At 58.9% G+C, this 25,755-nt stretch carries 26 protein-coding genes and 4 pseudogenes; 11 read left to right on the plus strand and 19 right to left on the minus strand.

The window, feature by feature from the left end:
• The first annotated feature begins 68 nt into the window (after positions 1–68).
• The 3 genes and pseudogenes from ACYZT9_RS20530 (at position 69) to ACYZT9_RS20540 (ending at position 1,645) form a co-directional block, all read left to right on the plus strand.
• Positions 69–512, plus strand: coding sequence for a peptidoglycan recognition protein family protein (locus tag ACYZT9_RS20530; protein WP_462007161.1), 444 nt, complete (start codon positions 69–71; stop codon positions 510–512).
• A complete protein-coding gene (locus tag ACYZT9_RS20535) occupies positions 509–796 on the plus strand; it encodes a hypothetical protein (protein ID WP_462007162.1) in 288 nt (95 codons plus the stop codon). Before ACYZT9_RS20530 ends, ACYZT9_RS20535 begins: the two co-directional genes overlap by 4 nt.
• Before the next feature lie 582 nt (positions 797–1,378).
• A pseudogene (locus ACYZT9_RS20540) lies at positions 1,379–1,645 on the plus strand (short-chain dehydrogenase).
• Positions 1,646–1,943: 298 nt separating this feature from the next.
• Here ACYZT9_RS20540 and tam read toward each other — a convergent pair.
• Complete coding sequence (tam, locus tag ACYZT9_RS20545) at positions 1,944–2,714, minus strand: trans-aconitate 2-methyltransferase (protein WP_462007163.1); 771 nt, start codon at positions 2,712–2,714, stop codon at positions 1,944–1,946.
• A 237-nt stretch (positions 2,715–2,951) separates the two neighbouring features.
• Here tam and ACYZT9_RS20550 point away from each other — a divergent pair, with 237 nt between their 5' ends.
• Entirely contained in the window at positions 2,952–3,362 is a 411-nt protein-coding gene (locus ACYZT9_RS20550; protein ID WP_462007164.1) for a low affinity iron permease family protein, read from the plus strand.
• A 68-nt stretch (positions 3,363–3,430) separates the two neighbouring features.
• Here the strand turns inward: ACYZT9_RS20550 and ACYZT9_RS20555 are convergent, their stop codons facing one another.
• The 5 genes and pseudogenes from ACYZT9_RS20555 to ACYZT9_RS20575 all read right to left on the minus strand — a co-directional run.
• Positions 3,431–3,934 carry a DUF4142 domain-containing protein gene (locus tag ACYZT9_RS20555; RefSeq protein WP_462007165.1) on the minus strand — a complete coding sequence of 168 codons (504 nt, stop codon included), beginning with the start codon at positions 3,932–3,934 and terminating at the stop codon, positions 3,431–3,433.
• Positions 3,935–4,009: 75 nt separating this feature from the next.
• Positions 4,010–4,168, minus strand: coding sequence for a KGG domain-containing protein (locus ACYZT9_RS20560; RefSeq protein WP_462007166.1), 159 nt, complete (start codon positions 4,166–4,168; stop codon positions 4,010–4,012).
• Between the two features lie 115 nt (positions 4,169–4,283).
• Complete coding sequence (locus ACYZT9_RS20565; RefSeq protein ID WP_462007167.1) at positions 4,284–5,633, minus strand: sensor domain-containing protein; 1,350 nt, start codon at positions 5,631–5,633, stop codon at positions 4,284–4,286.
• 87 nt (positions 5,634–5,720) lie between these two features.
• The gene (locus ACYZT9_RS20570) at positions 5,721–6,359 is read right to left on the minus strand and encodes a LysE family translocator (protein WP_462007168.1); all 639 of its coding nucleotides are present in this window, start codon (positions 6,357–6,359) and stop codon (positions 5,721–5,723) included.
• 45 nt (positions 6,360–6,404) lie between these two features.
• Positions 6,405–6,545: pseudogene (locus ACYZT9_RS20575) on the minus strand (glutathione transferase); the annotation flags it as partial.
• On the opposite strand from ACYZT9_RS20575, the pseudogene ACYZT9_RS20580 reads away from it, so the two are divergent.
• A pseudogene (locus ACYZT9_RS20580) lies at positions 6,546–7,486 on the plus strand (aminotransferase class I/II-fold pyridoxal phosphate-dependent enzyme); the annotation flags it as partial. It lies immediately after the preceding pseudogene.
• An 18-nt stretch (positions 7,487–7,504) separates the two neighbouring features.
• The gene (locus ACYZT9_RS20585) at positions 7,505–8,671 is read left to right on the plus strand and encodes an MFS transporter (protein WP_462007169.1); all 1,167 of its coding nucleotides are present in this window, start codon (positions 7,505–7,507) and stop codon (positions 8,669–8,671) included.
• Here ACYZT9_RS20585 and yiaY read toward each other — a convergent pair.
• Entirely contained in the window at positions 8,668–9,816 is a 1,149-nt protein-coding gene (yiaY, locus tag ACYZT9_RS20590; RefSeq protein ID WP_462007170.1) for an L-threonine dehydrogenase, read from the minus strand. The two genes, ACYZT9_RS20585 and yiaY, sit on opposite strands and share 4 nt — an antisense overlap.
• Positions 9,817–9,973: 157 nt before the next feature.
• Here yiaY and ACYZT9_RS20595 point away from each other — a divergent pair, with 157 nt between their 5' ends.
• Positions 9,974–10,993 carry a DUF4917 family protein gene (locus ACYZT9_RS20595; protein WP_462007171.1) on the plus strand — a complete coding sequence of 340 codons (1,020 nt, stop codon included), beginning with the start codon at positions 9,974–9,976 and terminating at the stop codon, positions 10,991–10,993.
• Positions 10,994–11,084: 91 nt separating this feature from the next.
• Here ACYZT9_RS20595 and ACYZT9_RS20600 read toward each other — a convergent pair whose 3' ends face one another.
• The 3 genes and pseudogenes from ACYZT9_RS20600 to ACYZT9_RS20610 form a co-directional block, all read right to left on the minus strand.
• Complete coding sequence (locus ACYZT9_RS20600) at positions 11,085–11,429, minus strand: YegP family protein (protein ID WP_462007172.1); 345 nt, start codon at positions 11,427–11,429, stop codon at positions 11,085–11,087.
• A gap of 122 nt (positions 11,430–11,551) precedes the next feature.
• Positions 11,552–11,698, minus strand: a pseudogene (locus ACYZT9_RS20605) (ribbon-helix-helix domain-containing protein); the annotation flags it as partial.
• 14 nt (positions 11,699–11,712) lie between these two features.
• Positions 11,713–12,294, minus strand: coding sequence for a DJ-1/PfpI family protein (locus ACYZT9_RS20610; RefSeq protein ID WP_462007173.1), 582 nt, complete (start codon positions 12,292–12,294; stop codon positions 11,713–11,715).
• A gap of 283 nt (positions 12,295–12,577) precedes the next feature.
• Between ACYZT9_RS20610 and ACYZT9_RS20615 the strand changes: the two genes are divergently transcribed.
• Positions 12,578–13,483, plus strand: a complete 906-nt coding sequence (locus ACYZT9_RS20615; RefSeq protein ID WP_462007174.1) for a DMT family transporter — start codon at positions 12,578–12,580, stop codon at positions 13,481–13,483.
• A gap of 59 nt (positions 13,484–13,542) precedes the next feature.
• Here the strand turns inward: ACYZT9_RS20615 and ACYZT9_RS20620 are convergent, their stop codons facing one another.
• The 4 genes from ACYZT9_RS20620 to ACYZT9_RS20635 form a co-directional block, all read right to left on the minus strand.
• A complete protein-coding gene (locus ACYZT9_RS20620; protein ID WP_462007175.1) occupies positions 13,543–14,757 on the minus strand; it encodes a class I SAM-dependent methyltransferase in 1,215 nt (404 codons plus the stop codon).
• A 267-nt stretch (positions 14,758–15,024) separates the two neighbouring features.
• Positions 15,025–15,642 carry a TPM domain-containing protein gene (locus ACYZT9_RS20625; RefSeq protein WP_462007176.1) on the minus strand — a complete coding sequence of 206 codons (618 nt, stop codon included), beginning with the start codon at positions 15,640–15,642 and terminating at the stop codon, positions 15,025–15,027.
• A gap of 28 nt (positions 15,643–15,670) precedes the next feature.
• Positions 15,671–16,420: a TPM domain-containing protein gene (locus ACYZT9_RS20630; protein ID WP_462007177.1), complete on the minus strand. Its 750-nt coding sequence runs from the start codon at positions 16,418–16,420 to the stop codon at positions 15,671–15,673.
• Positions 16,421–16,454: 34 nt separating this feature from the next.
• Entirely contained in the window at positions 16,455–17,063 is a 609-nt protein-coding gene (locus ACYZT9_RS20635; protein ID WP_462007178.1) for a LemA family protein, read from the minus strand.
• Between the two features lie 238 nt (positions 17,064–17,301).
• Here ACYZT9_RS20635 and bglX point away from each other — a divergent pair, with 238 nt between their 5' ends.
• A complete protein-coding gene (bglX, locus tag ACYZT9_RS20640) occupies positions 17,302–19,593 on the plus strand; it encodes a beta-glucosidase BglX (protein ID WP_462007179.1) in 2,292 nt (763 codons plus the stop codon).
• Between the two features lie 129 nt (positions 19,594–19,722).
• Here bglX and ACYZT9_RS20645 read toward each other — a convergent pair whose 3' ends face one another.
• The 5 genes from ACYZT9_RS20645 to ACYZT9_RS20665 form a co-directional block, all read right to left on the minus strand.
• Positions 19,723–20,880, minus strand: coding sequence for a phospholipase D-like domain-containing protein (locus ACYZT9_RS20645; protein ID WP_462007180.1), 1,158 nt, complete (start codon positions 20,878–20,880; stop codon positions 19,723–19,725).
• Between the two features lies 1 nt (position 20,881).
• Positions 20,882–21,472, minus strand: coding sequence for a YceI family protein (locus ACYZT9_RS20650; RefSeq protein ID WP_462007181.1), 591 nt, complete (start codon positions 21,470–21,472; stop codon positions 20,882–20,884).
• A 69-nt stretch (positions 21,473–21,541) separates the two neighbouring features.
• Entirely contained in the window at positions 21,542–21,871 is a 330-nt protein-coding gene (locus ACYZT9_RS20655) for an amidase (RefSeq protein ID WP_462007182.1), read from the minus strand.
• Positions 21,868–22,962, minus strand: coding sequence for a serine hydrolase domain-containing protein (locus tag ACYZT9_RS20660; RefSeq protein ID WP_462007183.1), 1,095 nt, complete (start codon positions 22,960–22,962; stop codon positions 21,868–21,870). The genes ACYZT9_RS20655 and ACYZT9_RS20660 overlap by 4 nt, the downstream gene beginning before the upstream one ends.
• Positions 22,963–23,120: 158 nt before the next feature.
• Entirely contained in the window at positions 23,121–24,008 is an 888-nt protein-coding gene (locus ACYZT9_RS20665; protein WP_462007184.1) for an acyl-CoA dehydrogenase, read from the minus strand.
• 155 nt (positions 24,009–24,163) lie between these two features.
• Between ACYZT9_RS20665 and olsB the strand changes: the two genes are divergently transcribed.
• The gene (gene olsB / locus ACYZT9_RS20670; protein ID WP_084321729.1) at positions 24,164–24,919 is read left to right on the plus strand and encodes an L-ornithine N(alpha)-acyltransferase; all 756 of its coding nucleotides are present in this window, start codon (positions 24,164–24,166) and stop codon (positions 24,917–24,919) included.
• On the plus strand, positions 24,919–25,713 hold the full coding sequence (locus ACYZT9_RS20675; protein ID WP_462007185.1) for a lysophospholipid acyltransferase family protein: 795 nt from the start codon (positions 24,919–24,921) through the stop codon (positions 25,711–25,713). The genes olsB and ACYZT9_RS20675 overlap by 1 nt, the downstream gene beginning before the upstream one ends.
• Positions 25,714–25,755 lie beyond the last annotated feature (42 nt).

Here is a 25,755-nt window from a genome sequence, read left to right on the forward strand (position 1 = left end):
GCGTCTTCATTCCTGTTTTTTTGAGGAGCATTGTTCGAGGTCTGCTGGGCCTGACATGAATCCCTGATATGACTTCGATTGGGCCGTCAGCAGCTACCAGTGATACAGTCGCCGGCCGACAATCCCAATCAGGAAGGACTCTGATATGGCAAAACCTGCCGCCAGCATCAAGCGTTAAGCTGTTCAACACAGGCGTCATTGGCATCGTCCTTCTAGAAAACCTGACAACGGCAGAAGAAGGAGGTGACATCGTTGCTAAAGGTCGCGAAGCACTTGAGTTTGTGGGATATAGCACAACTAACGTAATACCGGCGGCGCAAATCGATGCCTTACTGCACTTGGTCGAAGCCCTGAAAAGTGTATTCGTGATTGAACGATTCGGCGGTCATAGAGAGTTTCCAGGGCAAGATCGGGATGGCAAGATTTGTCCTGGAAATATCGGAATGGAGCTTGTAAGGAATATTCGTACAAAAACACAATTGCTGCCACCACCGAAGCCGGCTGCCGAATGAAGTACTTCCTATTGTTAAGCTTTATAGCATTGCTGGCAGCCTTAAACATTGGGTACTACAACGAAGTGTCTGACGGCGAAGTGAATACCATTTTCTTTGTTAAAAAATCCCCAACACTGAGAATGAAGTTTTATAACATTCATGCCAATGATGGAGATTATCGCAAGATCGACAGACTTACCAATGAACTTCGCCAGGACATAATTGACTACTGTAAATATAGACTGGGCATTGAGACAGAGGTAAAGACCCAGGCAGATATTGAGATGTGCGCAAAAATGTAGGGGACTTGTCGCAGGATAGGAAGACTACACCTATCCTGCGACCCCGCAGGCTTTACCTGCCTGACGGCCTCTCCAACATCTTCAATCCGATCTCAGGATGGATTTGACGGTAGTGCTGAAAAACAAAAACCGGTCCGACGTGATCGGTTTTTTATGGGCAGGATTTGGTGGAACACTGATGCTTCATCCTGAACGGCCAGTCAACACCCGAAAAATCAAGTGTCGAACACCCGTTTACTGGTGGCACGAAAGTGTCCAATTGTCGAAAAGGCAGGTCCTACACGACTCTGGGAATTGTCCGTACACTTGTCCATTGCTGTGTTTTTGTCACGAAGCCTATAGTCCGTTCACGCCAAAATGGCGTATTGGGTTTGGCGACTCGATGACTGGCACAGAAGCCTCCGAGGATTTCTCGGAGCGCTTTTGAACGCACTTGGCTGCCTTTTTTTGGTAGCTGTGCGTGGGAGACCCCTGGGTCTGCCGGTTTTGCCGTGTCCCGGTTCGCCAACCCACGTACAGCTACCACCCTATTGTTTGGCGACGATTGAGTGGTAGATCTTCCCTTAGATATGGTGATCACTCATGAATGAATACATGGCTTTAACCAGCAACGCCGACGACCTTCCGACCTTCTACGTCAATACCACCCAACCGCTGCATTCACTGCTCAGCTCCGCCCGCTACTGAATTGGCGCGGTAACGCAGGTCCTGGAAAACCTCGCGATGCGCGGCGAAATCATCACCGATTCGGTGATTCTCAGCGACTTCGAAATGCTCTGCTCCATACCGCTGCGCGATGGCTGCGATGTGATGGATGTAATTGCGCGACGTATGGATGCGGAAAAGTAGTGATGTGACAAAGAGCGCCTTTCGGGGCGCTCTTCACGTTTTGGCCCCCCCCCGTATATTTTGCGTATAGATCCCCGCCACCCGGTAAAGAAGCAGTAGCGCAACGTCAAACCCAACGAAAAACCCCCTACTCTGCCATCTCACCTTTCAAGTCGAGATCAGCATGGAAAATTCAGAGTTGGGGATCATGATCATTTCAATGATTGGGTTGTTCGGCTTTGCTTCGTTTCTTTTTGATTACTTGAGTGCCAAGCAAAGGGACAGATAATGTTCAGCGTTATCCGTCCCTTTTTTGCACTTAGCGAGTCGCGATGATGAACAATCGCGGGAACGGCAGCAGCACCGAACCATCACTTAGCGCCGGATACGCCTGCTCGATTGCGGCGTGATACTGCTTGAGGTATTGCGCCTTGTCCGCTTCATCCAACGGGTCGAGAAACGGCCGCAAACCGCTGCCCTTGAACCACTCAACCACGCCCGATGCACCGCCCGCGAGCAGATGATGGTAAGTCGTGCGCCAGACATCGACGCGCGCACAGTGCGGTCGCAGCATCGAGTAGTAATCGCTGGCACTGGCCATTTCCGTGCGTTGCCCGGCGGCGTCCGCCAACTTGCTGGCCCACGGGCCATCGGCAGCCACTTCGCGCATCAGGCGATGGGACGGTTCGTTGAGGTTGTCGGGCATCTGAATGGCCAGGCTGCCACCCTGGGTCAGTCGGTCGGCCAGCGAAGGCAGTAAAGTCGCGTGATCGGGCAGCCATTGCAACACCGCGTTGGCGAAGATCACGTCGAACGGGCCGCTCTCGTTCCAGGTGCCGATATCAACAGTGTCGAATTGCACCTGCGGCAAGCGCTTGCGGGCGGCGTCGATCATGTCGCTCGAACTGTCCACGCCACGCACCGTGGCGCTGGTGAAGCGCTCCACCAGCAACTCGGTCGAGTTGCCGGGGCCGCAACCGATGTCGATGGCCAAGCGTGCGTCTACGGGCGGGATCGCCGCGAGCAGGTCGCGTGCCGGGCGGGTGCGTTCATCTTCAAAAGCGACGTATTGCTTGGCGGACCAACTCATTGCGTTCTCCTGCCGAATCTTTGTCAAGGCGTGAACAGACAACCGGTTTGCTACGATACCGCGCCCCGTGAGCTCACCCTACCCGACTTATGGATATTCGTCTTTCGGACTGAACGCCGCCCGCAGCAAGCCGGCTCCTACAGAGACCGTTTTTCATTGAACATGGAAATGTAAGTAGAATTTTCAACATGCCGTCGCTGTCTGAAATTCAGGCGCATCCCTATAAGGAACACGGCAATGAAATTCGCAAAAATCTCGCAGAAACTCGCCTTGTGGGCCGGCAGCCCCAAGACGTTCATGGGGGCGTTGATTCTTATCGGTCTGTGGGGGTTGAGCGGGCCGATTTTCGATTACAACGACACTTGGCAATTGATCATCAACACCTCGACCACGATCATCACCTTCCTCATGGTGTTCCTGATTCAGAACACGCAAAACCGCGACACCGACATTCTGCATTTGAAAATCGATGAGTTGTTGCGGGTGAACAAGGAAGCGCAGAACGCGATGTTGGGGCTCGAATCACTCGATCTCAAGCAGCTGGAAGCGCTACGCAGACACTACCGAGCCATGGGCGAAAACGAGGTGCAGGGACTGGCAGGGCTGGCGACCACGAGCAAGCACAAACAGAATCTGAATGACTGCTGAGCACCCACCAAAACGGCGCGTGATATGAATCACGCGCCGTTTTTGTTGAACGCCCGTCAAACGCGGTATTACCGACCCGCTTGCAGCGCCTTGGCCATTTGCAGATGGTTCTGCAGTTTGGGCAGGGTCTCTTCAGCGAAGGCTTTGATTTCCGGCACGTCGGTCGTCTGCGCAGTCTGCTGCAATTGCTCGATGGCTTCCTGCGTGGTCTTCACCTGACTGGCGGCATAGGCCTGGTCGAAGGTCGCGCCATCCTGCACTTGCGGCATCAAGGTTTTGGCCTTGTCGACCACCTCTTCCCGCGGCGCCACCGGCAGGTCCAGTTGCTTGGCGATTTTCGCCAGGTGCTGGTTGGCGGTGGTGCGGTCGTTGATGACGACGATGGTGTAGTCCTTGACCTCTTTGGATTCGGACTTCTGGTGCGCCAGGCGGCTGGCTTCGATGTCGGCCATGCCTTTGGCCGAAGCATCGTTTATGAATTCGGCGGGTGACTGGGCAAAGGCACTGTTGGCACACAGGCCCAGTAACGTGGCAAAACCGGCGTTGCGTAATCGGGTGGCCATCCGGCTCATGGTCGCGCCCTCCTCATTATAAAAATTAAAACGGGAGCTTTCGCTCCCGCCTCTCGATCAAAACTACGTTTACCACTACTTGGATTTCTGACCGCCTTTGCGGCCCATATCGGGTTTCGCAGGCTCTTTATCGACAGTCGTGGTGGTAGTTTTCCCACCTTTGCGACCGGCTTCAGACGCCTTCGTTCGATCGTTGGCGAAATTTCCCGAGTTCGGGTTTTTTGAGTTAGGCATGACTCTCTACCTCTTGTAATGATCGCGGCGAGCAGGAGCCCGCATAGAATCTGAATTTCGATCACTGCAAAGGTTTAGAAAAACTGAGATCGATGCGACGAACGGTGACGGCTGGTCAGGCCCCGAACTGCTGATGATTCTGGCGTTTGGCGCTGTACATGGCCTCATCGGCGTGACGGAACAATTGCTTTTCTTCCGTACCGTGCTCCGGGTAATGCGCAACGCCGATGCTCGGCTTGATGGTGAGGTTGTGCCCGTCCAGTCGCAGCGGTTGCGCCAGGATCTGACGGATTTTTCCGGCAACATTGTCGGCGTCTTCCGCGGCATGAATGGTGTGCAACAACACCACAAACTCATCCCCACCAATTCTCGCCACCGTGTCCGTTTCGCGCACGCAGCCTTTCAAACGATTGGCGACCGCTTGCAGCAGCATGTCGCCGACCGCGTGGCCGTAGGTGTCGTTGACCTCCTTGAAGTGGTCGAGATCGACGTACAACAATGCCATGCGTCCGCCATCCGACTTGGCCAAGGTCAGCGAGGCTTTCAACCGGTCACGGAGCAACTCGCGATTGGGCAGTTGGGTCAGTGGATCGTATTGGGCCATGCGCTGCAATCGGGCATGCAACTGCTTGCGCTCGATCGCGGTGGCGACCTGGGCGCATACAAACTGCAACAGTTCCTTGTCTTGCTCGGTATAGCGCTCGCCGCCCGCTACGCTTTTAACGATCAGCGCGCCGATGGTGCCGTTCTGCGAGTTCAACGGCACGCCGAGCCAGCAAGGCGAATGCTGGCCCGCGACCAGTGTCTCGAATTCTGCCGGTGCGTTGCCCTGGTCCGGGGTCAGCAGTATCGGCTGGCCACTGCGGATCACTTCGGCGCATAAGCGCCCGGTGACCGTTCCAGGCTGCTCGGGTTGCAGTTCGTTGTCGTCGACGTGATAAGGAAAATTGAGCTGCGCGCAATGCTCGTCATACAGCGCCACGGAGAAATTCAGCGCCGGCAGCCATTCCCCGATGATCAGGTGGATGCGTTTGAACAACGCCAGCAAGTCTTCCGCCGCATGGGCGGCTTCGGAAATCGCGTACAGCGCCGCTTGCCGCGATTCGGCCTGCTTGCGTTCGGTGATGTCGCGGGCCACGGCGATGCGCAGTTGATCGACTTCTGACCAGCGCGCAGACCACAGGATGTGCACCACCCCGCCGTCCTTGCGCAGGTAGCGGTTTTCGAAGTTGAGTTTGGGGTCGCCGCCCATGATCTCCCGCGCGGCGTCGAGGGTGCGCTGGCGGTCGGCGGGATGCACCAGATCAATCATTGGCTGGCCGACCAGTTCGTCAGGCGTGTAACCAAAAATGCGCTCGCAGGCCGCGCTGACAAAAACAAAGCGACCTTGTTTATCAACCGCGCAAACGGCGTCCAGCAGCAAATCGATGTAACTCGCCGACGGCGCGGAATTTCTGATTGCCATGGTGCAGAGCGCATGCCCGAACAATGCAGCAATGAAGAACTTTCCCTTACTGGTGATGATGTCGCTGACGCGTCCCTGCGATCAGTTTCAAGCCTTGTGCGGCATCAGCCCCGGTAACGCATGCACCAGGGCGTTGATGGCGAAACCGATAAACATCACCCCGCACAGCCGGGTGATCGCCAGTTCATACCGTTGATACAGGCTGCGCACCTGCCGCGCACCGACGATGCCAATGAGGATAGCGTAGGCGAAAAGACCACCGACGAAACTCAGAACGATCAGCCAGGGCAACATCGACCAATGCAGCAACTCCGCACGGCTGGACAGCAACGCAGTGAAGGTCGCCACCGCCACCGGATACGCTTTCGGATTGGTCAAACCGAACAAAATGCCGTGCCAGAACGGCTGCCGCGCAGGGCCCTGAGGCGCTTCGGCACTGCTGCGCCTCGCCCGCACCGCGCGCAACCCGAGCCAGAACAGATAGAGCCCGCTGAGCACGCCCAACACGTCAAACGCCGTACTGCCGATTTCCCGCGCACCGACAATCGCGATCAGCGCAGTACTGCACCAAACCACGTCGCCGAGCAAATGCCCGCACAGAAAACCCGCCCCGGCGCGCCGCCCATGCGCCGCACCGATGCCAAACACTGCCAATACGCCTGGCCCCGGCGTGATGCCGTAAATGAAGCCCGAGGCGAGAACGGCCATTAGCAGCGATGGGGTCATCGGGAAATCCTTTGGCGCTATTGGGTGAATGTGCGCAAGTCTATATCAGGTCCCCGGAGAATCGACTGACTGATCGTCGAAGAACTTCAATCCCGGATACGGCCGCTGCCGACAGACGGCCAGGCGTGACGCCAGATCGCCGACATGGGCTTCGAGCTTGTGGCCGTCGGGGTCGAGGAAGTAGAAGCCATTTTGGAGCGGTACGAAAGCGAACTATCGGGGTTGTTCGGTGCTACCTGCCTAAGCACCTTGTCGTGCAGCGCCGCGAGTGCAGGGATTCTGCCGATGCTGGCCAGCGGCGTATTCACACAAAACCAGGCTCCCCTGATGGCGTTCGATCGGCTCGCCCATTATTCGATGAACCACTTGAAATCGGCCTGCGCGGATGAAACCCGAGATGTGACGTGCCCGCACAACGATATGGGTTTCCTCGAAGATCTGTGTAAACAGCACGCCAAAGTCGCGTACGTCGCCGACGGCGCGTACAACATGGGCGGAGTTGCAGACATGGACAATCTTTTGTACCTGAAGGAGCGTTATGGGTTGTTTCTCTATCTGGACGACTCCCACGCACTATCCGCCGTAGGAACAATTGGCGCCGGTCTCGTACGCCCCAAGATTCCCGTGCTTGATGGTGACTGCCTGATTGTCGCATCCCTGGCCAAATCGTTTGGGGCCAGTGGCGGGCTGGTGATGCTTGGCAACGACCGGCAGAAGACCCTCATTCAGCGTTACGGCGGCCCCAGTAATTGGTCGCAAAGTCTGAACAGTGCAGCCATTGGAGCAGCCAGAGCTTCCATCCTGTTGCACCACACGCCGGAATTCGCCGCGTTGCAGGATAAACTTCAGGCTAATATCCAGCTCTTCGACAGCCTGATTCGAACCGGACAACACGGCAGCAACATGGCGATTCGACTGATTCGCTGCGGTGAAGCGGCGTTGGCCAACAACATCGCCATCGACTGGCCAATCTCGGATTCTTTACCTCGGCCGTGTTTTTCCCGGTGGTTGCACAAGGTCAGGCAGCCCTCCTTATCACCCTGCGTGCCGACATGGAGCCGATACTGATCCGCCAGTTTTGTGAACTCGTGACTGAACTCTTACACGCTCGGAACATCGGTGATTGAAAACCCAAGGAAGACTCGATGAAGAGCAGCACCACCCTCCTAGTCACCTGCAGCACGGTTTTTCTCGCGCAATTGGGCATGAGCATTTACCTGCCGGCGCTGCCGGAGATGGCTCGATATCTGTCTGCCGACGCTTCACAGGTGTCATGGGGATTGGCGGTGTATCTGATCGGCATGGCGCTGCCAATGCTGTTCTGGGGCAGCCTTGGTCAGCGTATCGGCCGAAAACCGGTGCTGCTCGCGGCGCTGGGCATTTATGGGTTGGGTAACCTTGCCCTACCCTTGGGCCAGACGCTCGAATCTTTTCTGTTTTTCAGACTGGTTCAAGGCATCGGCGCCAGCGGGATTTCAGTAATGGCCCGGGTGCTGATCCGTGACAGCTTTCGGGGGGACTTGCTGGCCAAGGCACTGTCCTGGCTTTCAATTTCTTTCGTGGTGGCGCTGGGTATCGGTCAGTACCTAGGGTCGATCATCCAGGTAACGCTGGGCTGGCCGGTGATTTTCTACCTGCTGGGTAGTGTGAGTCTGTTACTGGCGATGGTCGTGGCACGGGTCACATTCCCGATGCGGGTGGAAGACAATACTCAGTCGTCCGCCTGGCCGAACTACTGGCGCATTCTGCGGGATCGAGCTTTCCTGCTGCCGGCACTCACCGGCGGGCTCGGTTATGGGGTGATCATCGCATTCAACACAGCGGCGCCGCTGGTTCTGCAAGGACCGTTCGACTGGTCGGCCGTGGAATACGGACTGTTAGGCTGGCCGATCAGCGCGGCGTATTTTCTGGGGGCATTGGGGGTCAACGGTTTGGTGCTGCGCACCGGTCAGCGTCGGTTGATGACGGCAGGCGTGGGGCTGGTTCTGGCCGGCAGCGCGGTGATGTTGCTGGGGAGCATCGCGGGCACTTCGATTGCGCTGTTGTTCTGGATGCCCTACTGCGTTGCGGTGTTTGGCCAGTCATTGAATTACCCGATCAGTCTGTCGCTGGCCAACGACGGTTCGCCGGTCGGCGGTGCTTACGCGATGGCGTTGAGCGGGTTCATTCATCAAGTGATGGCCGCCGCCATCGGCGGTATTGCCAGTTTGATCGCCAGTCAGCAGGCATGGCCGCTGTCATTGCTGTGCACTTTACTGGCCTTGGGCGCGATGCTCTGCGTGATCATCGCGCCCGGTCGAAAAAGCGCTTAAAACGCGTTGCGGAAAATCTCTTCGATCTGCCGCTGATCCGCCGCCCGTGGATTGGTCACGCCACACGCATCTTTAAGGGCGTTGGTGGCGAGGGTCGGGATATCGTTGAGCCGGGCACCGAGTTCACGCAAGCCGGCGGGAATGTCCACGTCTTTGGCGAGGCTACGAATCGCTGCGACGGCCGCCCGGGCGCCCTCTTCCGGACTCAGACCACGGATGTCAGCGCCCATCGCGTTGGCGACCTCCGTGAGACGATCAGCGCAGACCATCGCATTGAAGCTTTGCACATGCGGCAGCAGTACGGCGTTGCACACGCCATGGGGCAAGTCATAGAAACCACCCAACTGGTGAGCCATGGCGTGGACATAGCCCAACGAAGCATTGTTGAACGCCATGCCCGCGAGGAATTGCGCGTACGCCATGTTCTCCCGCGCAGCCATGTCGCTGCCGTCGCGCACGGCCAGGCGCAGGTTGTTGCTGATCAGCGTGATCGCCTTCAGCGCGCAGGCATCGGTGATCGGGTTCGCGGCGGTGGATACGTAGGCTTCGATGGCGTGAGTCAGCGCGTCCATGCCGGTGGCCGCTGTCAGGCTCTTCGGCATGGCAACCATCAGCGCCGGGTCGTTGACCGATAACAACGGCGTCACGTTGCGGTCGACGATGGCCATTTTCACGTGGCGGGATTCGTCGGTGATGATGCAGAAACGGGTCATCTCGCTGGCCGTGCCGGCAGTGGTGTTGATGGCGATCAGTGGCAGTTGCGGTTTAGTCGATTGATCGACGCCTTCGTAGTCGCGAATCTGCCCGCCATTGGTCGCGCACAAGGCGATGCCTTTGGCGCAGTCGTGGGGCGATCCACCGCCCAGCGACACTACGAAATCACAACGACTTTCCTTGAGCAGGCCCAGGCCGCTCTCGACGTTGGCCATACTCGGGTTGGGCTTGGCGCCGTCGAAGATCACCGAATCAATGTCCTGCATTGCCAGCTTCTCGGCAATCATCGCCGCCACGCCCGCCTTGGCCAGCCCGGTGTCAGTGACGATCAGCGCCTTGTGAAAGCCGTACTTGCCAATGGCGTCCATCGCTTCGTCGAGGCAACCGATGCCCATGATGTTCACGGAGGGAATGAAAAACGTGCTGCTCATGAGCGAATCTCCAGTTTGGCGCCGTATCGGCTGTTCGATCCGGCGGATACCCACAGGATCGACCCATCTGCCAGGCGTGAACTTGATCTGGCTCAACTACCGGTCGTGATAAAGTCGCCGCCCATCCGACCTTTTGTTTTTTGAGACGACGACCGCAATGACTGATTTCCAGGATGTCGATGCCGAACTTGAAGACTGGAACGCCTTGCGCGCCACCGCCTCGATCAGCGGCCTGCTTGTGGGCAACGGCGCCAGCCGCGCGGTGTGGGACGATTTCGGCTACGACTCGCTGTTCGAAAACGCCCGCACCGTCGAAGAAAAACCCCTGAGCCAGTCCGAGCTGAGCGTGTTCGACGCGATGCAGACGCGCAGTTTCGAGCAGGTACTGAGCGCGCTGAAAACCACCAGCCGCGTGAACAAAGCCCTGGCCGTCAGCTCCGCTGCGCCGCGCAATCGCTACTACGCGATCAAGGAAGCGCTGATCAACACCGTGCATGCGGTGCATATCCCGTGGCGGCTGGTGGTGCCTTCGTCCCTGGCGACGATCAGTCAGGAACTGGGGTGCTACCGGACGGTGTTCACCACCAACTACGACTTACTCAGCTACTGGGCGATCCAGCACCAGCCGGACGCCATCACCGACCTGTTCAAGGGCGCCGAGCCGGGGTTTGACTTGAGCGCCACGGCCACCGATAAAACCCGCTTGCTATACCTGCACGGTGGTTTGCATCTGGTACGCAATCAGGACGGCACAGCGCGCAAACTGATGTCGACCGAGGGTACGTTGCTGGGCAGTTTTGCGATCAACAACACGATCAAGACGCTGGATGACGTGCCGCTGTTTGTGAACGAAGGGCCGAGCGCGGACAAGCTCAAGACCATTCGCAGTTCGGATTATTTGTCGTTTTGCTATGACCAGTTATTGGGGCATGGCGAGGGGTTGTGCGTTTTTGGGCATGCGCTGGGTGAGCAGGACAGCCACATCGTTCATGCGTTGCGCCAGGCCAGACCGAAGGTGGTGGCGATTTCGATTTATCCGCGCAGCAAGGCGTTTATCCAGCACCAGAAGCGGCATTATGCGAAGGTGTTTGAGGGGATGGGGTCAGAGTTGCGGTTTTTTGATTCGAAGACGCATGCACTGGGCAATCCCAAGCTGACGGTCCCAGTCGAAGTTTAACGGCGACGCGGCTGGCCCGCTCCCACGTTGGATCTGCGGCGAATACAGATTGTGTGCTCGACCGAAATCTAATGTGGAAGCGTCGGTGTTTTCAGAGCACCGGCAGGGTCTTGTCCTTGATCACGGTGATCGGACCGTTGGCCTTCACACTGGCGATGCCTTTGTCCCGCGCTGAATCAGAGGAAAAAGCTTCGCTGTTGCCAATAATCTCGTGGTTGCCGGCCTTGAGGTTGAAGTACGGGTGACCGTCCTTGGTGGTCTTTTTCTCGTAGCGTTCATCCAGCGGGCTGTTTTTTTGCACCGAGGCTATGCCGCTTTCGGCGGCGCTGCGGGTGGTGTAGTGCTCGCTGTTCAGAATCGGTTCGGCATTCGCCGCTTTCAGCACAAACCGAAATTGGCCGTTGCCGGTTTTGCTCAACTCGTACCATCCAGACATGCTCTTTCTCCTTGGCAATTGAGAGGTTTCGCGTTTCAGAGTAAAGACCAGCCAAGTATTTTTGTCGCCTGTGCGGGCCCCTTCGCGAGCAAGCCCGCTCCCACCGGATCCGGCGTGGTCCTGGTCATGCCGTCAACCTCGGCGATTTCGCTTAGGATGTCCCAGAACTGATTCTCCAGCCGCAGAGTGGTCACCACCCCGCAGATGCGCAGCGAGCGGGAGCGCGATTCGTAGAGAATCGGATCGGCTTTAACGTAGAGCTCGCACATGAAAAAGGCCATCGTTACAGCGTGATTCTGGTGCCCAGCAAGCCGAGGAAACCGGCGAGCCAGCTCGGGTGGGCCGGCCAGGCCGGAGCAGTGGCCAGATTGCCTTGAACGTGACCTTCCGTCACCGGGATATCGATGAACGTGCCGCCTGCCGAGCGTACTTCCGGCGCACAGGCCGGGTAAGCGCTGCACTCTCGACCTTCGAGAACCCCCGCCGCCGCCAGCAATTGCGCACCATGGCACACGGCGGCGATCGGCTTGCCGGCCTTGTCGAAGGCGCGAACCAGGTCCAGGATTTTTTCGTTCAGGCGCAGGTATTCCGGCGCCCGACCGCCGGGGATCAAGAGCGCGTCGTAGTCAGCTTCAGCGACCTTGTCGAAATCGAAATTCAGGGCAAACAGGTGGCCGGGTTTTTCACTGTAGGTCTGGTCGCCTTCGAAGTCATGGATCGCTGTGCGCACGGTCTGGCCGGCGGATTTGTCCGGGCACACCGCGTGTACGGTGTGGCCGACCATCAGCAATGCCTGGAACGGCACCATAACTTCGTAGTCTTCGACGTAATCGCCGACCAGCATCAGGATTTTCTTGGCAGCCATGGGGAGGACTCCTTTGGGGAAATGCGTAGGAGTATTCAAGGTAGTCCTAATCTGCTGGGTCGGGTAATAACCAGCTACTACCGCGTTATCGTTCTTCGTCGGAACGCCGCCCGGAGCAAGCCCGCTCCCACAGGGGAACGCGTTCCAAATGTGGGAGCGGGTTTGCTCGCGAAGAGGCCCTCAAACTGTACGGATAATTCTTTGCCTAGCTGTAACAGCAGCAGCGACCGGGTTTATGGCTAGATGAACACTCTAACCGCCACCCTCGATTCTGGTTGCCCTCATGTCCTCGCGCGAAAACACCGGCATGGCCCTCGGCTTGCTCGGCGTTGTGATTTTCAGCCTCACCCTGCCCTTCACGCGGATCGTCGTGCAGGAACTTCATCCGCTGCTCAACGGCCTGGGTCGTGCGCTGTTCGCGGCGATTCCGGCAGCCTTGTTGTTGCTTTGGCGCCGGGAACAATGGCCAACCTGGAATCAGGTCAAAGGCCTGACGCTGGTGATCGCCGGGGTGATCCTCGGCTTTCCGGTGCTCTCGGCCTGGGCCATGCAGACCTTGCCCGCTTCCCACGGCGCACTGGTCAACGGCCTGCAACCGCTGTGCGTGGCGTTGTACGCCGCGTGGCTGTCCCACGAACGACCATCAAAAGCCTTCTGGGCCTGCGCCGCGCTGGGCAGTGCGCTGGTGCTGGGTTACGCGCTGATCAGCGGCGCCGGCAGCATTCAGGCCGGTGATTTGCTGATGCTCGGCGCGATTGCCGTAGGGGGTCTGGGTTATGCCGAAGGTGGCCGATTGGCCAAGGAGATGGGAGGCTGGCAGGTGATCTGCTGGGCGCTGGTGCTGTCGACGCCGCTGTTGATCGGGCCGGTGGTGTACCTGGCGCTGCAACATCAGGGCGAGATTTCGGCCAAGACCTGGTGGGCGTTTGGTTATGTTTCGCTGTTCTCGCAGTTCATTGGATTCTTTGCCTGGTACGCCGGGCTGGCGATGGGCGGCATTGCCCGGGTCAGTCAGATTCAGTTGTTGCAGATCTTCTTCACCATCGCGTTCTCGGCGTTGTTCTTTGGTGAACACATCGAACCGATCACCTGGCTGTTTGCAGCGGGGGTGATTGTGACGGTGATGCTCGGACGCAAAACCGCGGTCAAAGCCAATGTGGGAGCGAGCTTGCTCGCGAAGGGGCCATAACATTCAACATCTGCGTCGGCTGCCAGTCCGCTATCGCGAGCAAGCTCGCTCCCACAGGATTAGAGGTAGCCGTCAGAGCGCAGCAGGGTTTCGAGGCAGTGCTCGTTGATCTGATAGAAATCCTTCAACTCCTGAATCTTCACCAACAGCCGGGCCGGGTCCACCGGCTCGGCGCGTTTGACTGCCAGGATCATCTTGTTCTTGTTGGTGTGGTCCAGTGAGATGAACTCGAACACCTTGGTCTCGTAACCGCAGGCTTCGAGGAACAGCGCGCGCAAACTGTCGGTGACCATTTCCGCTTGCTGCCCCAGGTGCAAACCATATTGCAGCATTGGCTTGAGCAACGCCGGGCTCTGGATTTGCAGGCGGATCTGTTTGTGACAGCACGGCGAGCACATGATGATCGAGGCGCCAGAGCGGATGCCGGTGTGGATCGCATAATCAGTGGCGATGTCGCAGGCATGCAGCGCGATCATCACGTCCAGTTCGCTCGGCGCCACGCTGCGCACGTCACCGCACTTGAACACCAGACCCGGATGTTCCAGTTTCGCGGCAGCGGCGTTGCACAGGGTGACCATCTCTTCACGCAGCTCGACGCCGGTCACCTCGCCTTCGGCGCTCAAGGTGTTGCGCAGGTAGTCGTGGATCGCGAACGTCAGGTAGCCCTTGCCCGAACCGAAATCCGCGACCCGCACCGGTTTATCCAATGCCAACGGCGAGGTGGTCAGCGCGTGGCTGAAGACTTCGATGAATTTGTTGATCTGCTTCCACTTGCGTGACATCGCCGGGATCAGCTCGTGCCTGCTGTTCGTCACACCGAGGTCGGCGAGGAACGGACGACTCAGGTCGAGGAAGCGATTCTTCTCGCGGTTGTGCTCGGAGGAAGGCACTTCGCGCAATTGCTGAGGTTTACTCTTGAACAGCGATGACTTGCCCTTTTTGCTGTATTCGAGCTGGGCTTCGTCGGTCAGCGACAACAAATGGGCATTTTTGAACGAGGCAGGCAGCAGAGCCGCAATGATCGCCACGCCCTCCGCCAGCGGCAGGTTCTTGGTGATGTCGCGGGTTTTGTAGCGGTAGACGAAGGACAGGCAAGGCTGATCCTTGACGGTCAACTGCTTGATGATCAGCCGCTGCAGATCCGTTTCGGTGCCGACGTACTTGGCCAGCACCAGCTTGATGAAGGCGTTGGCGTCGAGGCTGGTTTTCAACAGGTCGATGAACTGGGCGTGGTGATCCGGCGCGAGGCTGGCGGGAGTAACGGTGACAGACATGGAAAAAACGGCCTCGGGCGGAGCGAATCGGGAATGGCGGGTATTTTAGGGGTGATAGTCGTTCGGGACACGCAGTTATTTACCGAACGGTGCGAATCGTCTGCTGGACGAGTTCCCTGTGGCGAGGGGATTTATCCCCGTTCGGCTGCGAAGCAGTCGTAGAATTTCAGAGTCGGTTTTACACAACAGACCGAATGGGGCCGCTTCGCGACCCAACGGGGATAAATCCCCTCGCCACAATGATGTGTGTCAACCCCGACCATAACCTCAGCCCAACACCACTAACCGATTCGGCAACTCATTGCGCACATGCGTCACCGGCACATGCACCTTAAGCAACTCGCCACACGCCTCGACGCACGTCACGAACCCCTGCAACGTCTGCCCCTGTTTCACCTGCTGGGTGAACGCCGCAACAATCACGTCCCAATTTTTGTTATCCAGCCGTTTGGAAATCCCTTCATCCACCAGAATTTCCACATAACGCTCGGCCTCGCAGACGAAAATCAGCATGCCGGTGCTGCCCACGGTGTGGTGCAGGTTCTGCTCCAGAAACTGCCGGCGCGCCAGGTTCGAGGCGCGCCAGTGACGCACCGAACGCGGGATCAGGTGCGTGGTGATTTTCGGAATGCGAAACACCAGGCACAACACGATGAAGGTGATCCATTGCACCAGCAGCAGGCTGTGCATGGTCAGCCAGCCGGTCAGGTAATGCACGATGCCCGGCACCACCAGCGCCAGCAAACTGGCCCACAGCAGCGGGATGTACGCATAGTCGTCGGCGCGGGCCGCGAGCACGGTCACCAGTTCGGCGTCGGTGTCGCGCTCAATCCGGGCAATCGCCTCGGCGACTTTGCGTTGTTCGTGTTCAGTCAGTAATCCCATGTTTACGAATGCCCGTTCATTGTTGTTATCACCAGCCGCCCGACGAACCGCCGCCCCCGAAACTGCCCCCGCCGCCACTGAAGCCTCCACCGCCGCCACCAAAACCACCGCCGCCAAAACCACCACGCGAACCGCTCGAACCGCCTCGGCCGACGGGCATAATGCCGAACATCTGTAAGACGAATATCGTCAGGATGAACAACAACACCAAAAACACGAAAATCCCTGGATGCCGCGATACAAAGTCGCTTTCCTGATTACCGCCGGAGTCGTAAACCGTGGACGGCTCATCCAGCGGGCTGCCGCCCAACACCACCAGCATCGCCGCGACCCCGTCGCTGATGCCCTTGCTGAAGTTGCCCGTCTTGAACACCGGGGTGATCACCTGATTGATGATCACCGAACTCTGCGCATCGGTCAGGCGATCTTCCAGGCCATAGCCGACTTCGATGCGCAGCCTGCGCTCATCGCGAGCGACGATCAGCAGCGCGCCGTTGTTCTTGTCCTTCTGCCCGATGCCCCAGTGGCGACCGAGCTGATAACCGAAGTCGGCAATCTCGGCGCCCTGCAGGTCCGGCAACGTCACCACCACCAACTGCTCGCCGGTGGCTTTTTCATGGGCGTTGAGCTGTTGCGTCAACTGCTCGCGCACCGACGGCTCGATCATCTGGGCGTTATCGACCACCCGCCCGGTCAGTTGCGGAAACTTCAGTTCGGCCTGGGACGTCAGGGCAACTACCCAAAGCAACAGCACCAGGCCCACTTTCAACACGCGCATTGGCAACCTCATCCGTGGTGATGCTTCAGGCCAATCAGAACTTCACTTCCGGCGTTTTCTCGGCGCCGGGGCTGGTGGCTTCGAAAGTTTCACGAATAGGTAGATCGCTGTACATCACGGTGTGCCACAAGCGCCCCGGGAAGGTGCGGATTTCGGTGTTGTATTTCTGCACCGCCAGAATGAAATCGCGACGCGCCACGGCGATGCGATTCTCGGTGCCTTCCAGCTGTGATTGCAACGCCAGGAAATTCTGGTTGGCCTTGAGATCCGGATAGCGCTCGGACACCACCATCAGACGACTCAAGGCACCGGTCAGCTGATCCTGCGCTTGCTGGAACTGTTTGAGCTTCTCGGGGTTATCCAGCGTGCTGGCATCCACCTGGATCGAAGTGGCCTTGGCCCGGGCTTCGATCACCGCGGTCAGGGTTTCTTCTTCGTGTCTGGCATAGCCCTTGACGGTTTCCACCAGGTTGGGGATCAGGTCGGCACGCCGCTGGTACTGGTTCTGCACCTGGCCCCAAGCGGCCTTGGCCTGTTCGTCGAGAGACGGGATGTTGTTGATGCCGCAGCCCGCCAACAGGGTGGTGAGCAACATCAGCGCTGCGATTTGCAGGCTCGAGCGGGTGTGGTGTCGTACATTCATCTGGTTTGACGCTCCCTTGCACATTCCGTTGAAAAACAACCAGCAACCTTCTGAACGGCCTCTTGGGGCATAATCTGCGCCGCCACTGGATTGCATCGAGCCAATGGGCTAAAAGATGCCCCAGCGCAAAAAATACCGAAGAAGTGTGCTGCATTTACCTGAACAACAATAGTCGCTCCCTAAATTTTGGCTGACCGGCGCGTATTCACTGCCGTTTAGGCTTTAGAGAAAACCATTCATGAAGAAGCTGTGTTTGCTGGGCCTGTTTGTCAGCCTGGCCAGTCATACCGTATTGGCCGCCACGACGCCCGCACCTCTGGAGAACAAGGACGCTTTCATCAGCAACCTGATGAAGCAGATGACCCTCGATGAAAAGATCGGCCAGTTGCGCCTGATCAGCATCGGCCCGGAAATGCCTCGGGAGATGATCCGCAAGGAAATCGCCGCGGGCAACATCGGTGGTACGTTCAATTCGATCACCCGCGCGGAAAATCGTCCGATGCAGGACGCGGCCATGCGCAGCCGGTTGAAGATCCCGATGTTCTTCGCCTATGACGTGATCCACGGCCACCGCACGATTTTCCCTATCCCTATCGCCCTTGCCTCGAGCTGGGACATGGACGCCATCGGCCTGTCCGGGCGCATCGCCGCCAAGGAAGCCGCGGCAGACAGCCTCGACATCACCTTCGCGCCGATGGTCGACATCTCCCGCGATCCGCGTTGGGGCCGGACTTCCGAAGGCTTTGGCGAAGACACGTACCTGGTGTCGCGCATCGCCGGCGTCATGGTCAAAGCGTTCCAGGGCACCGGCGCGAACGCAGCCGACAGCATCATGGCCAGCGTCAAGCACTTTGCCTTGTACGGCGCGGTCGAGGGCGGTCGCGACTACAACGTCGTCGACATGAGCCCGGTCAAGATGTACCAGGACTACCTGCCACCGTACCGCGCCGCAATTGACGCCGGTGCTGGCGGGGTGATGGTTGCCCTGAACTCGATCAACGGCGTGCCGGCCACCGCCGACACCTGGCTGATGAACGACCTGCTGCGCAAGGAATGGGGCTTCAAGGGCCTGGCAGTCAGTGACCACGGCGCGATTTTCGAGCTGATCAAGCACGGTGTTGCTCGCGATGGTCGCGACGCCGCGAAGCTGGCGATCAAGGCCGGCATTCACATGAGCATGAACGACACGCTCTACGGCAAGGAACTGCCAGGGCTGCTGAAGGCCGGCGAGATCGAACAAAGCGATATCGATAATGCCGTGCGTGCCGTGCTCGACGCCAAGTACGACATGGGCCTGTTCAAGGACCCGTACCTGCGCATCGGCAAGGCTGAAGATGATCCGGCCGACACCAACGCCGACAGCCGCCTGCACCGTGCCGAGGCTCGCGACGTTGCGCGCCGCAGCCTGGTGTTGCTGAAGAATCAGGGCGAAACCCTGCCGCTGAAGAAAACCGCGAAAATCATGCTGGTCGGCCCGTTGGCCAAGGCACCGATCGACATGATGGGCAGTTGGGCCGCCAACGGTCGCCCTGCGCAATCGGTGACGCTGTTCGATGGCATGACCGCTGCGCTGGGCGCGCAATCGACGCTGATCTACGCCCGTGGCGCCAACATCACCAGTGACAAGAAAGCCGTCGATTACCTGAACTTCCTCAACTTCGATGCACCGGAAGTGGTGGACGATCCGCGTTCGGCGCAAGTGATGATCGATGAAGCAGTGAAAGCCGCCAAGGATGCCGATGTCGTCGTCGCAGCCGTCGGCGAATCCCGTGGCATGTCCCACGAATCCTCCAGCCGCACCGACCTGAACATTCCTTCCAACCAGCGCGATCTGATCAAAGCGCTGAAAGCCACTGGCAAACCGCTGGTACTGGTGTTGATGAACGGCCGTCCGCTGTCGATTCTCGAAGAGAAAGACCAGGCGGACGCGATTCTGGAAACCTGGTTCAGCGGCACCGAAGGCGGCAACGCCATCGCCGATGTGCTGTTCGGCGACTACAATCCATCGGGCAAACTGCCGATCACCTTCCCGCGTTCGGTGGGTCAGATTCCGACCTACTACAACCACCTGAGCATTGGCCGACCGTTCACGCCGGGCAAACCGGGCAACTACACCTCGCAGTATTTCGATGACACCACAGGGCCGCTGTTCCCGTTCGGCTTCGGTCTGAGTTACACCGACTTCAGCCTGAGCGACATGGCGCTGTCCTCGACCACGCTGAACAAGACCGGCAAGCTCGACGCCAGCGTCATGGTGAAAAACACCGGCAAGCGTGATGGCGAAACCGTGGTGCAGCTGTACATCCAGGACGTGACCGGCTCGATGATCCGGCCGATCAAGGAACTGAAGAACTTCCAGAAAATCATGCTCAAGGCCGGCGAACAGAAAGTCGTGCACTTCACCATCACCGAGGATGACCTGAAGTTCTTCAACGCTCAGTTGAAGTACGCGGCGGAGCCGGGCAAGTTCAACGTGCAGATCGGCCTGGATTCCCAGGACGTCACGCAGCAGAGCTTTGAACTGCTGTAATTGTTCAAGCAACACATAACCTGTGGGAGCGAGCTTGCTCGCGATGAGGCCATAACATCCAACATCTATGTTGACTGTTACACCGCCATCGCGAGCAAGCTCGCTCCCACAGTGGTTTTGGTGTGATGACTATCCGCGCCGATCCAGCAGATTCACCACCAACCGATCCACCCATCCCCACACCCTTTGCTTCACCCGCCGCCACAGCGGCCGGCGCTTCCATGTCTCCAGGCTGACTTCCTGGCTCTGCGCAAAGTCCCGCTCGAAACTCGCCTTCACCGCCCTCGTCAACCCGGGATCCAGCGCTTCAAGATTGGCTTCGAGGTTGAATCGCAAATTCCAGTGATCGAAATTGCACGAGCCAATGCTCACCCAGTCATCGACCAGTACCATCTTCAAGTGCAGGAAACATGGCTGGTATTCGAAAATTTGCACCCCGGCCCTGAGCAATCGCGGGTAGTAGCGATGCCCGGCGTAGCGCACTGACGGGTGATCGGTGCGCGGGCCGGTCAACAACAGACGCACATCGACACCGCGACCGGCTGCCCGACGCAACGAGCGGCGGACTTTCCAGGTGGGCAGAAAATACGGTGTGGCCAGCCAGATTCGGCGCTGGCCGCTGTTCAATGCACGAACCAGTGATTGCAAAATATCGCGGTGCTGACGGGCGTCGGCATACGCCACGCGGCCCATGCCCTCACCTGTGGACGGCACGCGCGGCAATCGCGGCAATCCGAAATGCGACTCAGGTCTCCAGGCACGCCGATGACGGTTGGCGATCCATTGGCGGTCGAACAGCAACTGCCAGTCGATGACCAGTGGGCCGGTGATTTCCACCATCACTTCATGCCACTCGCTGGTGTCTTCGCCCGGGGTCCAGAACTCATCAGTGACGCCAGTGCCGCCGACCACCGCAAGGCTCTGGTCCACCAGCAACAGCTTGCGATGATCGCGATAGAAATTGCCGACCCAGCGCCGCCAGCTCAGGCGATTGTAGAAACGCAGTTCGACACCCGCGGCCATCAGCCGCTGACGCAAGGTCAGGGTAAACGCAAGGCTACCGTAATCATCGAACAGACAACGTACCCGCACACCGCGCTCGGCCGCCTGGACCAACGCCTGAACCATGGCCTCGGCACAGGCGCCCGCCTCCACCAGGTACAGCTCCAGTTCGACCTGTTCTTCGGCGCGTGCAATCGCGACCAGCATCCGCGGGAAGAACTGCGGACCATCGATCAGCAGTTCGAAGCTATTGCCTTCCCGCCAGGGGAAAATCGAGCCGGCCATGTCAGCGCGCCGTGAAAATCAGCACCGCACTCACCGGCACCGACAGACTGATCACCGACAAACCGGCGATCTTGCGCAAACTGTCCAGCCCCGGCGCCAGATCGAAATCCGCTGCATTGATCACCAGCGGCTCGAGCGTCACCACCTGAAAGCGTCGGTCATCGAGACGAGTCGCCAGCAGTTCGGCGTTGTAGTCGTGTTGTTTACCGTGGAGATTGACGGTCACCGGCAGGCGCAATTCGAGTTGCGCGCCGGGCGCGAGGTCGTTGATCGGGCGCAGATCGATCTGCGCGGTAATCAAGGCGTCGGGGAAGGTCTGGATGTCGAACAATTCCTTGCGCATGCGTTCGTCACGCAAAGGGATGCCGCTGTTCACCGACTCCAGCTCGACTTCCACCTCGGCCAGGCCTTTGGGACTGACCTTGCCGTGTAGCACCAGAAAGCGCTGAACTTCGGAAATATTGGCGTTTTTTGTGCTGACGAACGACAGCCGCGAGGACTCGCCGTCGAGGTACCAATTGGCTTGGGCCGATAACGTGGCGCCGGCCAGCAGCACAACGGCCAGGGATTTCGAAAGGAACCGCTTGAACATAGAGACTCGTGGGGCAGATAAACCTGAGCGAACCTTAACCGCCCGTGCGCGCATTGCAAACCGCGATCTTCAAGGCATCAACCGGCATCCCTGTCGCTCCCCCACCCATGCCGCGCTATTGCGGCGGCCCATGCCGCTGACCGTCACGCGTTTGCCGGCGGGGTCATCGGTAAACCCGCTGACGGGCAGCCACTGCTTCACATAGCCATGGCAATACTCGGCGTCGTTGTTCATCACATACCGGCACGAGCAGTATTCCTTGGCGGTGTAGGCGCTGATGATGTCCGGGAACGCCCACAGCGCCACGCGCTCCTGCCAGATCCAGCCGAGCAAACCGATCAGCAGGATCAACCACAACGTGCTGAACGGTCGGCGGCGGACAAAACTGCGGCGATTCATGGCTGCACCTTCCCGGCGAATGCCATGCGTGCGAGTTTGAGCAGTTCATTGTGTCGATAGCTGCCATCGCGATCATCGCCGTAGCGCACGATCACCAGGTTTTCACTGGGGATCACGTACATCGCTTGCCCCCAATGACCGAGTGCGGCGAAGGCGTCGGCGGGGGCATCGGGCCAGGGTTGTGCTGTGCCATCCACTGCACGATTGAGCCACCAGTGACCGCCCGGCACCGCCTCATCCTGATGGGTCCGGTAGTGGGCGAAAGGCTGACGGTTGAAGGTAACCCAGTCTTTAGGCAGCAATTGCCGATCGCCCCAACGACCATCGCGGGCCATTAATAACCCGATGCGCGCCAGGTCTCGTGCGGTGAGGTAGGCATAGGAGGAAGCGACGAAAGTGCCCGTGGCGTCGGTTTCCCAAACGGCGTGGCGAATGCCCAAGGGCTCGAACAGCGCCGTCCATGGATAGTCGGGATACCGGGCCGGGCCGACGATGTTTTTCAGGGCGGCGGCCAGCAGATTGCTGTCGCCACTGGAATACCGAAAGGTCTGACCGGGTTGGGCATACTCGGCGTGATAAGTGGTGAATGCAGCCATGTCGTGATGACCGCGGGTGTAAAGCATCGCCACCACCGACGACTTCAACGGCGCGTATTCGTAGTCTTCCTGCCAGTCCAGGCCCGAGGCCCAGTGCAGCAGATCGGCCGTGGTTATCGCCGGGTGTTTTTCCAACGGTGGATAGAATTGCAGCGCCGGATCCTGAAGCTTGAACAGGCCTTCGCCATAGGCCACGCCCAGCACCGTTGCCATGAGACTTTTGCTGATGGACCAAGTGAGGTGCGGCGTGTCGGCGGTGGTCGGGCCGGCATAGCGTTCGTAGATCAACTGGCCGTCGCGGATCACCAGCAGGGCGTCGGTGCGGATGCCTTTTCGGGTGCTGTCGTCGCGGGGTGGGAAGGCGTAGGTTTCCAGGGCTTGCAATGCCGGGCCGGTGATTTCAGGGCCCGTTGGCCATTGCTCGCCAGGCCAGTTTTCGGCATGGGTTGTGAAGCTGAGCAGCAGCAGAAAAGTCAGGGACAAGCCTTTGAACATGGCGGGTGGCTCGAAGAATTGAACCTGCTGAGCCTAGTTGAGGTTGATGACAGTTTCGGAATCTGTGCCGGTCCTGAAGACGTCTTCGCGAGCAAGCCCGCTCCCACAGTGGAATGCATTTCAAAATGTGGGAGCGGGCTTGCTCGCGAAGGGGACGGTCAATTCAGCGAAAATCCAGCAAGTGCCTTGGCCAACCGCTTACCTCTGGCCCCCGCCGCCAACTCCATCACCGCTTGATCCCGTTGCCACATCGCCACCCACGCCGGCGGGCCATCGGCCAATGCCTGATTCACTTCAATTTTCAATCCGTCAAACTGCGCAAACAACCCGCCGAGCAAGATATGCCCGGCCGGGTTGTTCGGCGCTTGTCGGCTGACTTCCGCGCACCCGGCCAGCAACGCCAGCAAACGCAGTAACAAGCTCTGCGGCCAGTCATTGTCCTGACCAACCCCATACAACCACGCCGTCATCGCGCTCAGCACATAAACGTCCTCCAGCGTTCTAAACGGTTTGACATAAGCATCCCAGCCGTCCCCCGCCAGCAATTCGCACAGCGCGTTCTCCAGCAACAACCGACCGTGGCTGATGTCCGGCATCAGCGGGATCGGCGGGAGTTTTTCCACCCGTACACCCGGCTCACCGGGATAGACCACGGCCAGACTCAGTCGCGGATCTTCGCCGGGCTCTTCACTGCGGGCGGCTATCAACAGCCAGTCCGCCGCATCGCCGGCCGTGACGAAATCCTTACGTCCGCTCAGACGCAGGTCGGTCAGACGTGTCTGCATGTCCGCCACCCGCAGGCTGCGCTGTTCGGTCGCGCACAACGCGCCGAGGCTCGGCGGCGCGCTCGGCCAGAGCATGCGCAACGCCGCCTGATAGCCCACCAGAAAGGCCAGTCCCGGTGTCGCCATCAGGCGTCCACCGAGCACCGCCATCTCGAACGGCGTCACCGTACCCAATTGATGCAACAAGGTCGCGAAACCTTCCGCCAGGTCTGGATTGGCAGGCAAGCGATCGCGGCGGTTCAACAGGTTTTGCCAGGGCATAAGAGGCTCCTCGTGGGCTGTCATATAAGCATCACCAAAGCTTCATGGCGATGACACCGGGGCTACATAGCCTGACTTTGCACAACAAGGCTGGATAAAGAAAGTCGATCCGCTGTAACCCAAAGACGGGTGAGCAGCCCGCACGGAGATTCGCCATGACTCAGATCGCCCGCATCAGCGACACCGGCAATGAACGCCGCCTGCAAGCCGAACGCCTGGTGGGCGCCGAGGCCTTGCAGGAAGCCCAGGCCCTGCGCTTCAACGTGTTCAGCGGCGAATTCAACGCCAAGCTGAAAGGCGCGGAGCTGGGTCTGGACATGGATGATTATGATGTTCACTGTGCCCACATCGGCGTGCGCGACTTGAACACAGGGCGCCTGGTGGCGACCACCCGCTTGCTCGACCACACGGCGGCCAGCAGCCTGGGCAGATTTTACAGCGAAGAAGAATTCAGCTTGCACGGCCTGGTCCACCTCAAAGGCCCGATCCTCGAAATCGGTCGCACCTGCGTCGACCCGGCCTATCGCAACGGCGGCACCATCGCGGTGCTCTGGGGTGAACTGGCCGAAGTCCTGAACCAGGGCGGCTACAGCTACTTGATGGGTTGCGCGAGCATCCCGATGCAGGACGGCGGTATTCAGGCCCACGCGATCATGCAGCGTCTGCGCGAACGTTATCTGTGCACCGAACACCTGCGCGCCGAGCCGAAAAAGCCGCTGCCTGTTTTAGATATCCCCTCCAACGTCATCGCCGAAATGCCACCGCTGTTAAAGGCCTATATGCGCCTCGGTGCGAAGATCTGCGGTGAGCCGTGCTGGGACGAAGATTTCCAGGTCGCCGACGTGTTCATCCTGCTCAAGCGCGACGAACTCTGCCCGCGCTACGCCAAGCACTTCAAGGCGGCTGTGTAATGAGCCGTCTGCGGGTGTACGCGCGGATTGCGCGAGTGTTGGTAGTCGTGGCGCTGGGGCTGAGCATGGCCAGTGTCTTCGGTGTGTTCGAGCGATTGGGCATCGCCCATTCAATGGTCCGTCGTCAGCGTTGGTCGCGATTTTTCATGGCGCGTTTGGCCAATGCCCTGCCCTTTCGCGTGACCGTGCACGGTGAAATGCCGAAGGAATCGATGCTCTGGGTCAGCAACCACGTGTCCTGGACCGACATCCCGCTGCTGGGCATGCTGACGCCGCTGTCGTTTCTGTCCAAGGCCGAAGTGCGCACCTGGCCGGTGGCGGGTTGGTTAGCGGCCAAGGCCGGCAGCCTGTTTATCCGTCGCGGCTCGGGCGACAGTCAGTTGATCCGCAAACAAATGACCCGTCATCTGGAAAAGGAACATGCGTTGCTGATGTTTCCGGAGGGCACCACCACCGATGGCCGCTCCCTGCGTACGTTTCATGGACGCCTGCTGTCAGCGGCGATTGACTCGCAAGCGAAGCTGCAACCGGTGGCGATCCGTTACTTGCGCGAAGGTGAAGTGGATTCGCTGGCACCGTTCATTGGTGATGATGACTTGCTCTCGCATTTGATGCGCTTGTTTGCCAATGATCGGGGTGAGGTGGAGATTCACCTGCTCAAGCCGATTGCTTGCGAAGGTCGCGAGCGTGCGGCGCTGGCGTTTGAGGCGCAGCAGGCGGTGCAGAAGGTGTTGTTTGGCGAAGTGGCGAAACCGGCAGAACCACGGCGTGCCGGCGAACTCATCGCCGCCTGATACACATTTCAATGCTGCAAAAAAACTGTGGGAGCGAGCTTG

Source organism: Pseudomonas sp. ZT5P21 (assembly GCF_054897785.1).

Bases quoted from the DNA above. Each gene is read 5' to 3' on its own strand.
- ACYZT9_RS20560 (WP_462007166.1), bottom strand. From the start codon at position 4,168: ATGCCTAACTCAAAAAACCCGAACTCGGGAAATTTCGCCAACGATCGA.
- yiaY (WP_462007170.1), bottom strand. From the start codon at position 9,816: ATGAGCAGCACGTTTTTCATTCCCTCCGTGAACATCATGGGCATCGGT.
- ACYZT9_RS20655 (WP_462007182.1), bottom strand. From the start codon at position 21,871: ATGAATCGCCGCAGTTTTGTCCGCCGCCGACCGTTCAGCACGTTGTGG.
- olsB (WP_084321729.1), top strand. From the start codon at position 24,164: ATGACTCAGATCGCCCGCATCAGCGACACCGGCAATGAACGCCGCCTG.
- ACYZT9_RS20530 (WP_462007161.1), top strand. From the start codon at position 69: ATGACTTCGATTGGGCCGTCAGCAGCTACCAGTGATACAGTCGCCGGC.
- ACYZT9_RS20585 (WP_462007169.1), top strand. From the start codon at position 7,505: ATGAAGAGCAGCACCACCCTCCTAGTCACCTGCAGCACGGTTTTTCTC.
- ACYZT9_RS20630 (WP_462007177.1), bottom strand. From the start codon at position 16,420: ATGCGCGTGTTGAAAGTGGGCCTGGTGCTGTTGCTTTGGGTAGTTGCC.
- tam (WP_462007163.1), bottom strand. From the start codon at position 2,714: ATGAGTTGGTCCGCCAAGCAATACGTCGCTTTTGAAGATGAACGCACC.
- ACYZT9_RS20645 (WP_462007180.1), bottom strand. From the start codon at position 20,880: ATGGCCGGCTCGATTTTCCCCTGGCGGGAAGGCAATAGCTTCGAACTG.
- ACYZT9_RS20620 (WP_462007175.1), bottom strand. From the start codon at position 14,757: ATGTCTGTCACCGTTACTCCCGCCAGCCTCGCGCCGGATCACCACGCC.
- ACYZT9_RS20565 (WP_462007167.1), bottom strand. From the start codon at position 5,633: ATGGCAATCAGAAATTCCGCGCCGTCGGCGAGTTACATCGATTTGCTG.
- ACYZT9_RS20650 (WP_462007181.1), bottom strand. From the start codon at position 21,472: ATGTTCAAGCGGTTCCTTTCGAAATCCCTGGCCGTTGTGCTGCTGGCC.
- ACYZT9_RS20625 (WP_462007176.1), bottom strand. From the start codon at position 15,642: ATGGGATTACTGACTGAACACGAACAACGCAAAGTCGCCGAGGCGATT.
- ACYZT9_RS20570 (WP_462007168.1), bottom strand. From the start codon at position 6,359: ATGACCCCATCGCTGCTAATGGCCGTTCTCGCCTCGGGCTTCATTTAC.
- ACYZT9_RS20615 (WP_462007174.1), top strand. From the start codon at position 12,578: ATGTCCTCGCGCGAAAACACCGGCATGGCCCTCGGCTTGCTCGGCGTT.
- ACYZT9_RS20595 (WP_462007171.1), top strand. From the start codon at position 9,974: ATGACTGATTTCCAGGATGTCGATGCCGAACTTGAAGACTGGAACGCC.
- ACYZT9_RS20660 (WP_462007183.1), bottom strand. From the start codon at position 22,962: ATGTTCAAAGGCTTGTCCCTGACTTTTCTGCTGCTGCTCAGCTTCACA.
- bglX (WP_462007179.1), top strand. From the start codon at position 17,302: ATGAAGAAGCTGTGTTTGCTGGGCCTGTTTGTCAGCCTGGCCAGTCAT.
- ACYZT9_RS20610 (WP_462007173.1), bottom strand. From the start codon at position 12,294: ATGGCTGCCAAGAAAATCCTGATGCTGGTCGGCGATTACGTCGAAGAC.
- ACYZT9_RS20555 (WP_462007165.1), bottom strand. From the start codon at position 3,934: ATGAGCCGGATGGCCACCCGATTACGCAACGCCGGTTTTGCCACGTTA.
- ACYZT9_RS20675 (WP_462007185.1), top strand. From the start codon at position 24,919: ATGAGCCGTCTGCGGGTGTACGCGCGGATTGCGCGAGTGTTGGTAGTC.
- ACYZT9_RS20600 (WP_462007172.1), bottom strand. From the start codon at position 11,429: ATGTCTGGATGGTACGAGTTGAGCAAAACCGGCAACGGCCAATTTCGG.
- ACYZT9_RS20535 (WP_462007162.1), top strand. From the start codon at position 509: ATGAAGTACTTCCTATTGTTAAGCTTTATAGCATTGCTGGCAGCCTTA.
- ACYZT9_RS20635 (WP_462007178.1), bottom strand. From the start codon at position 17,063: ATGAATGTACGACACCACACCCGCTCGAGCCTGCAAATCGCAGCGCTG.
- ACYZT9_RS20665 (WP_462007184.1), bottom strand. From the start codon at position 24,008: ATGCCCTGGCAAAACCTGTTGAACCGCCGCGATCGCTTGCCTGCCAAT.
- ACYZT9_RS20550 (WP_462007164.1), top strand. From the start codon at position 2,952: ATGAAATTCGCAAAAATCTCGCAGAAACTCGCCTTGTGGGCCGGCAGC.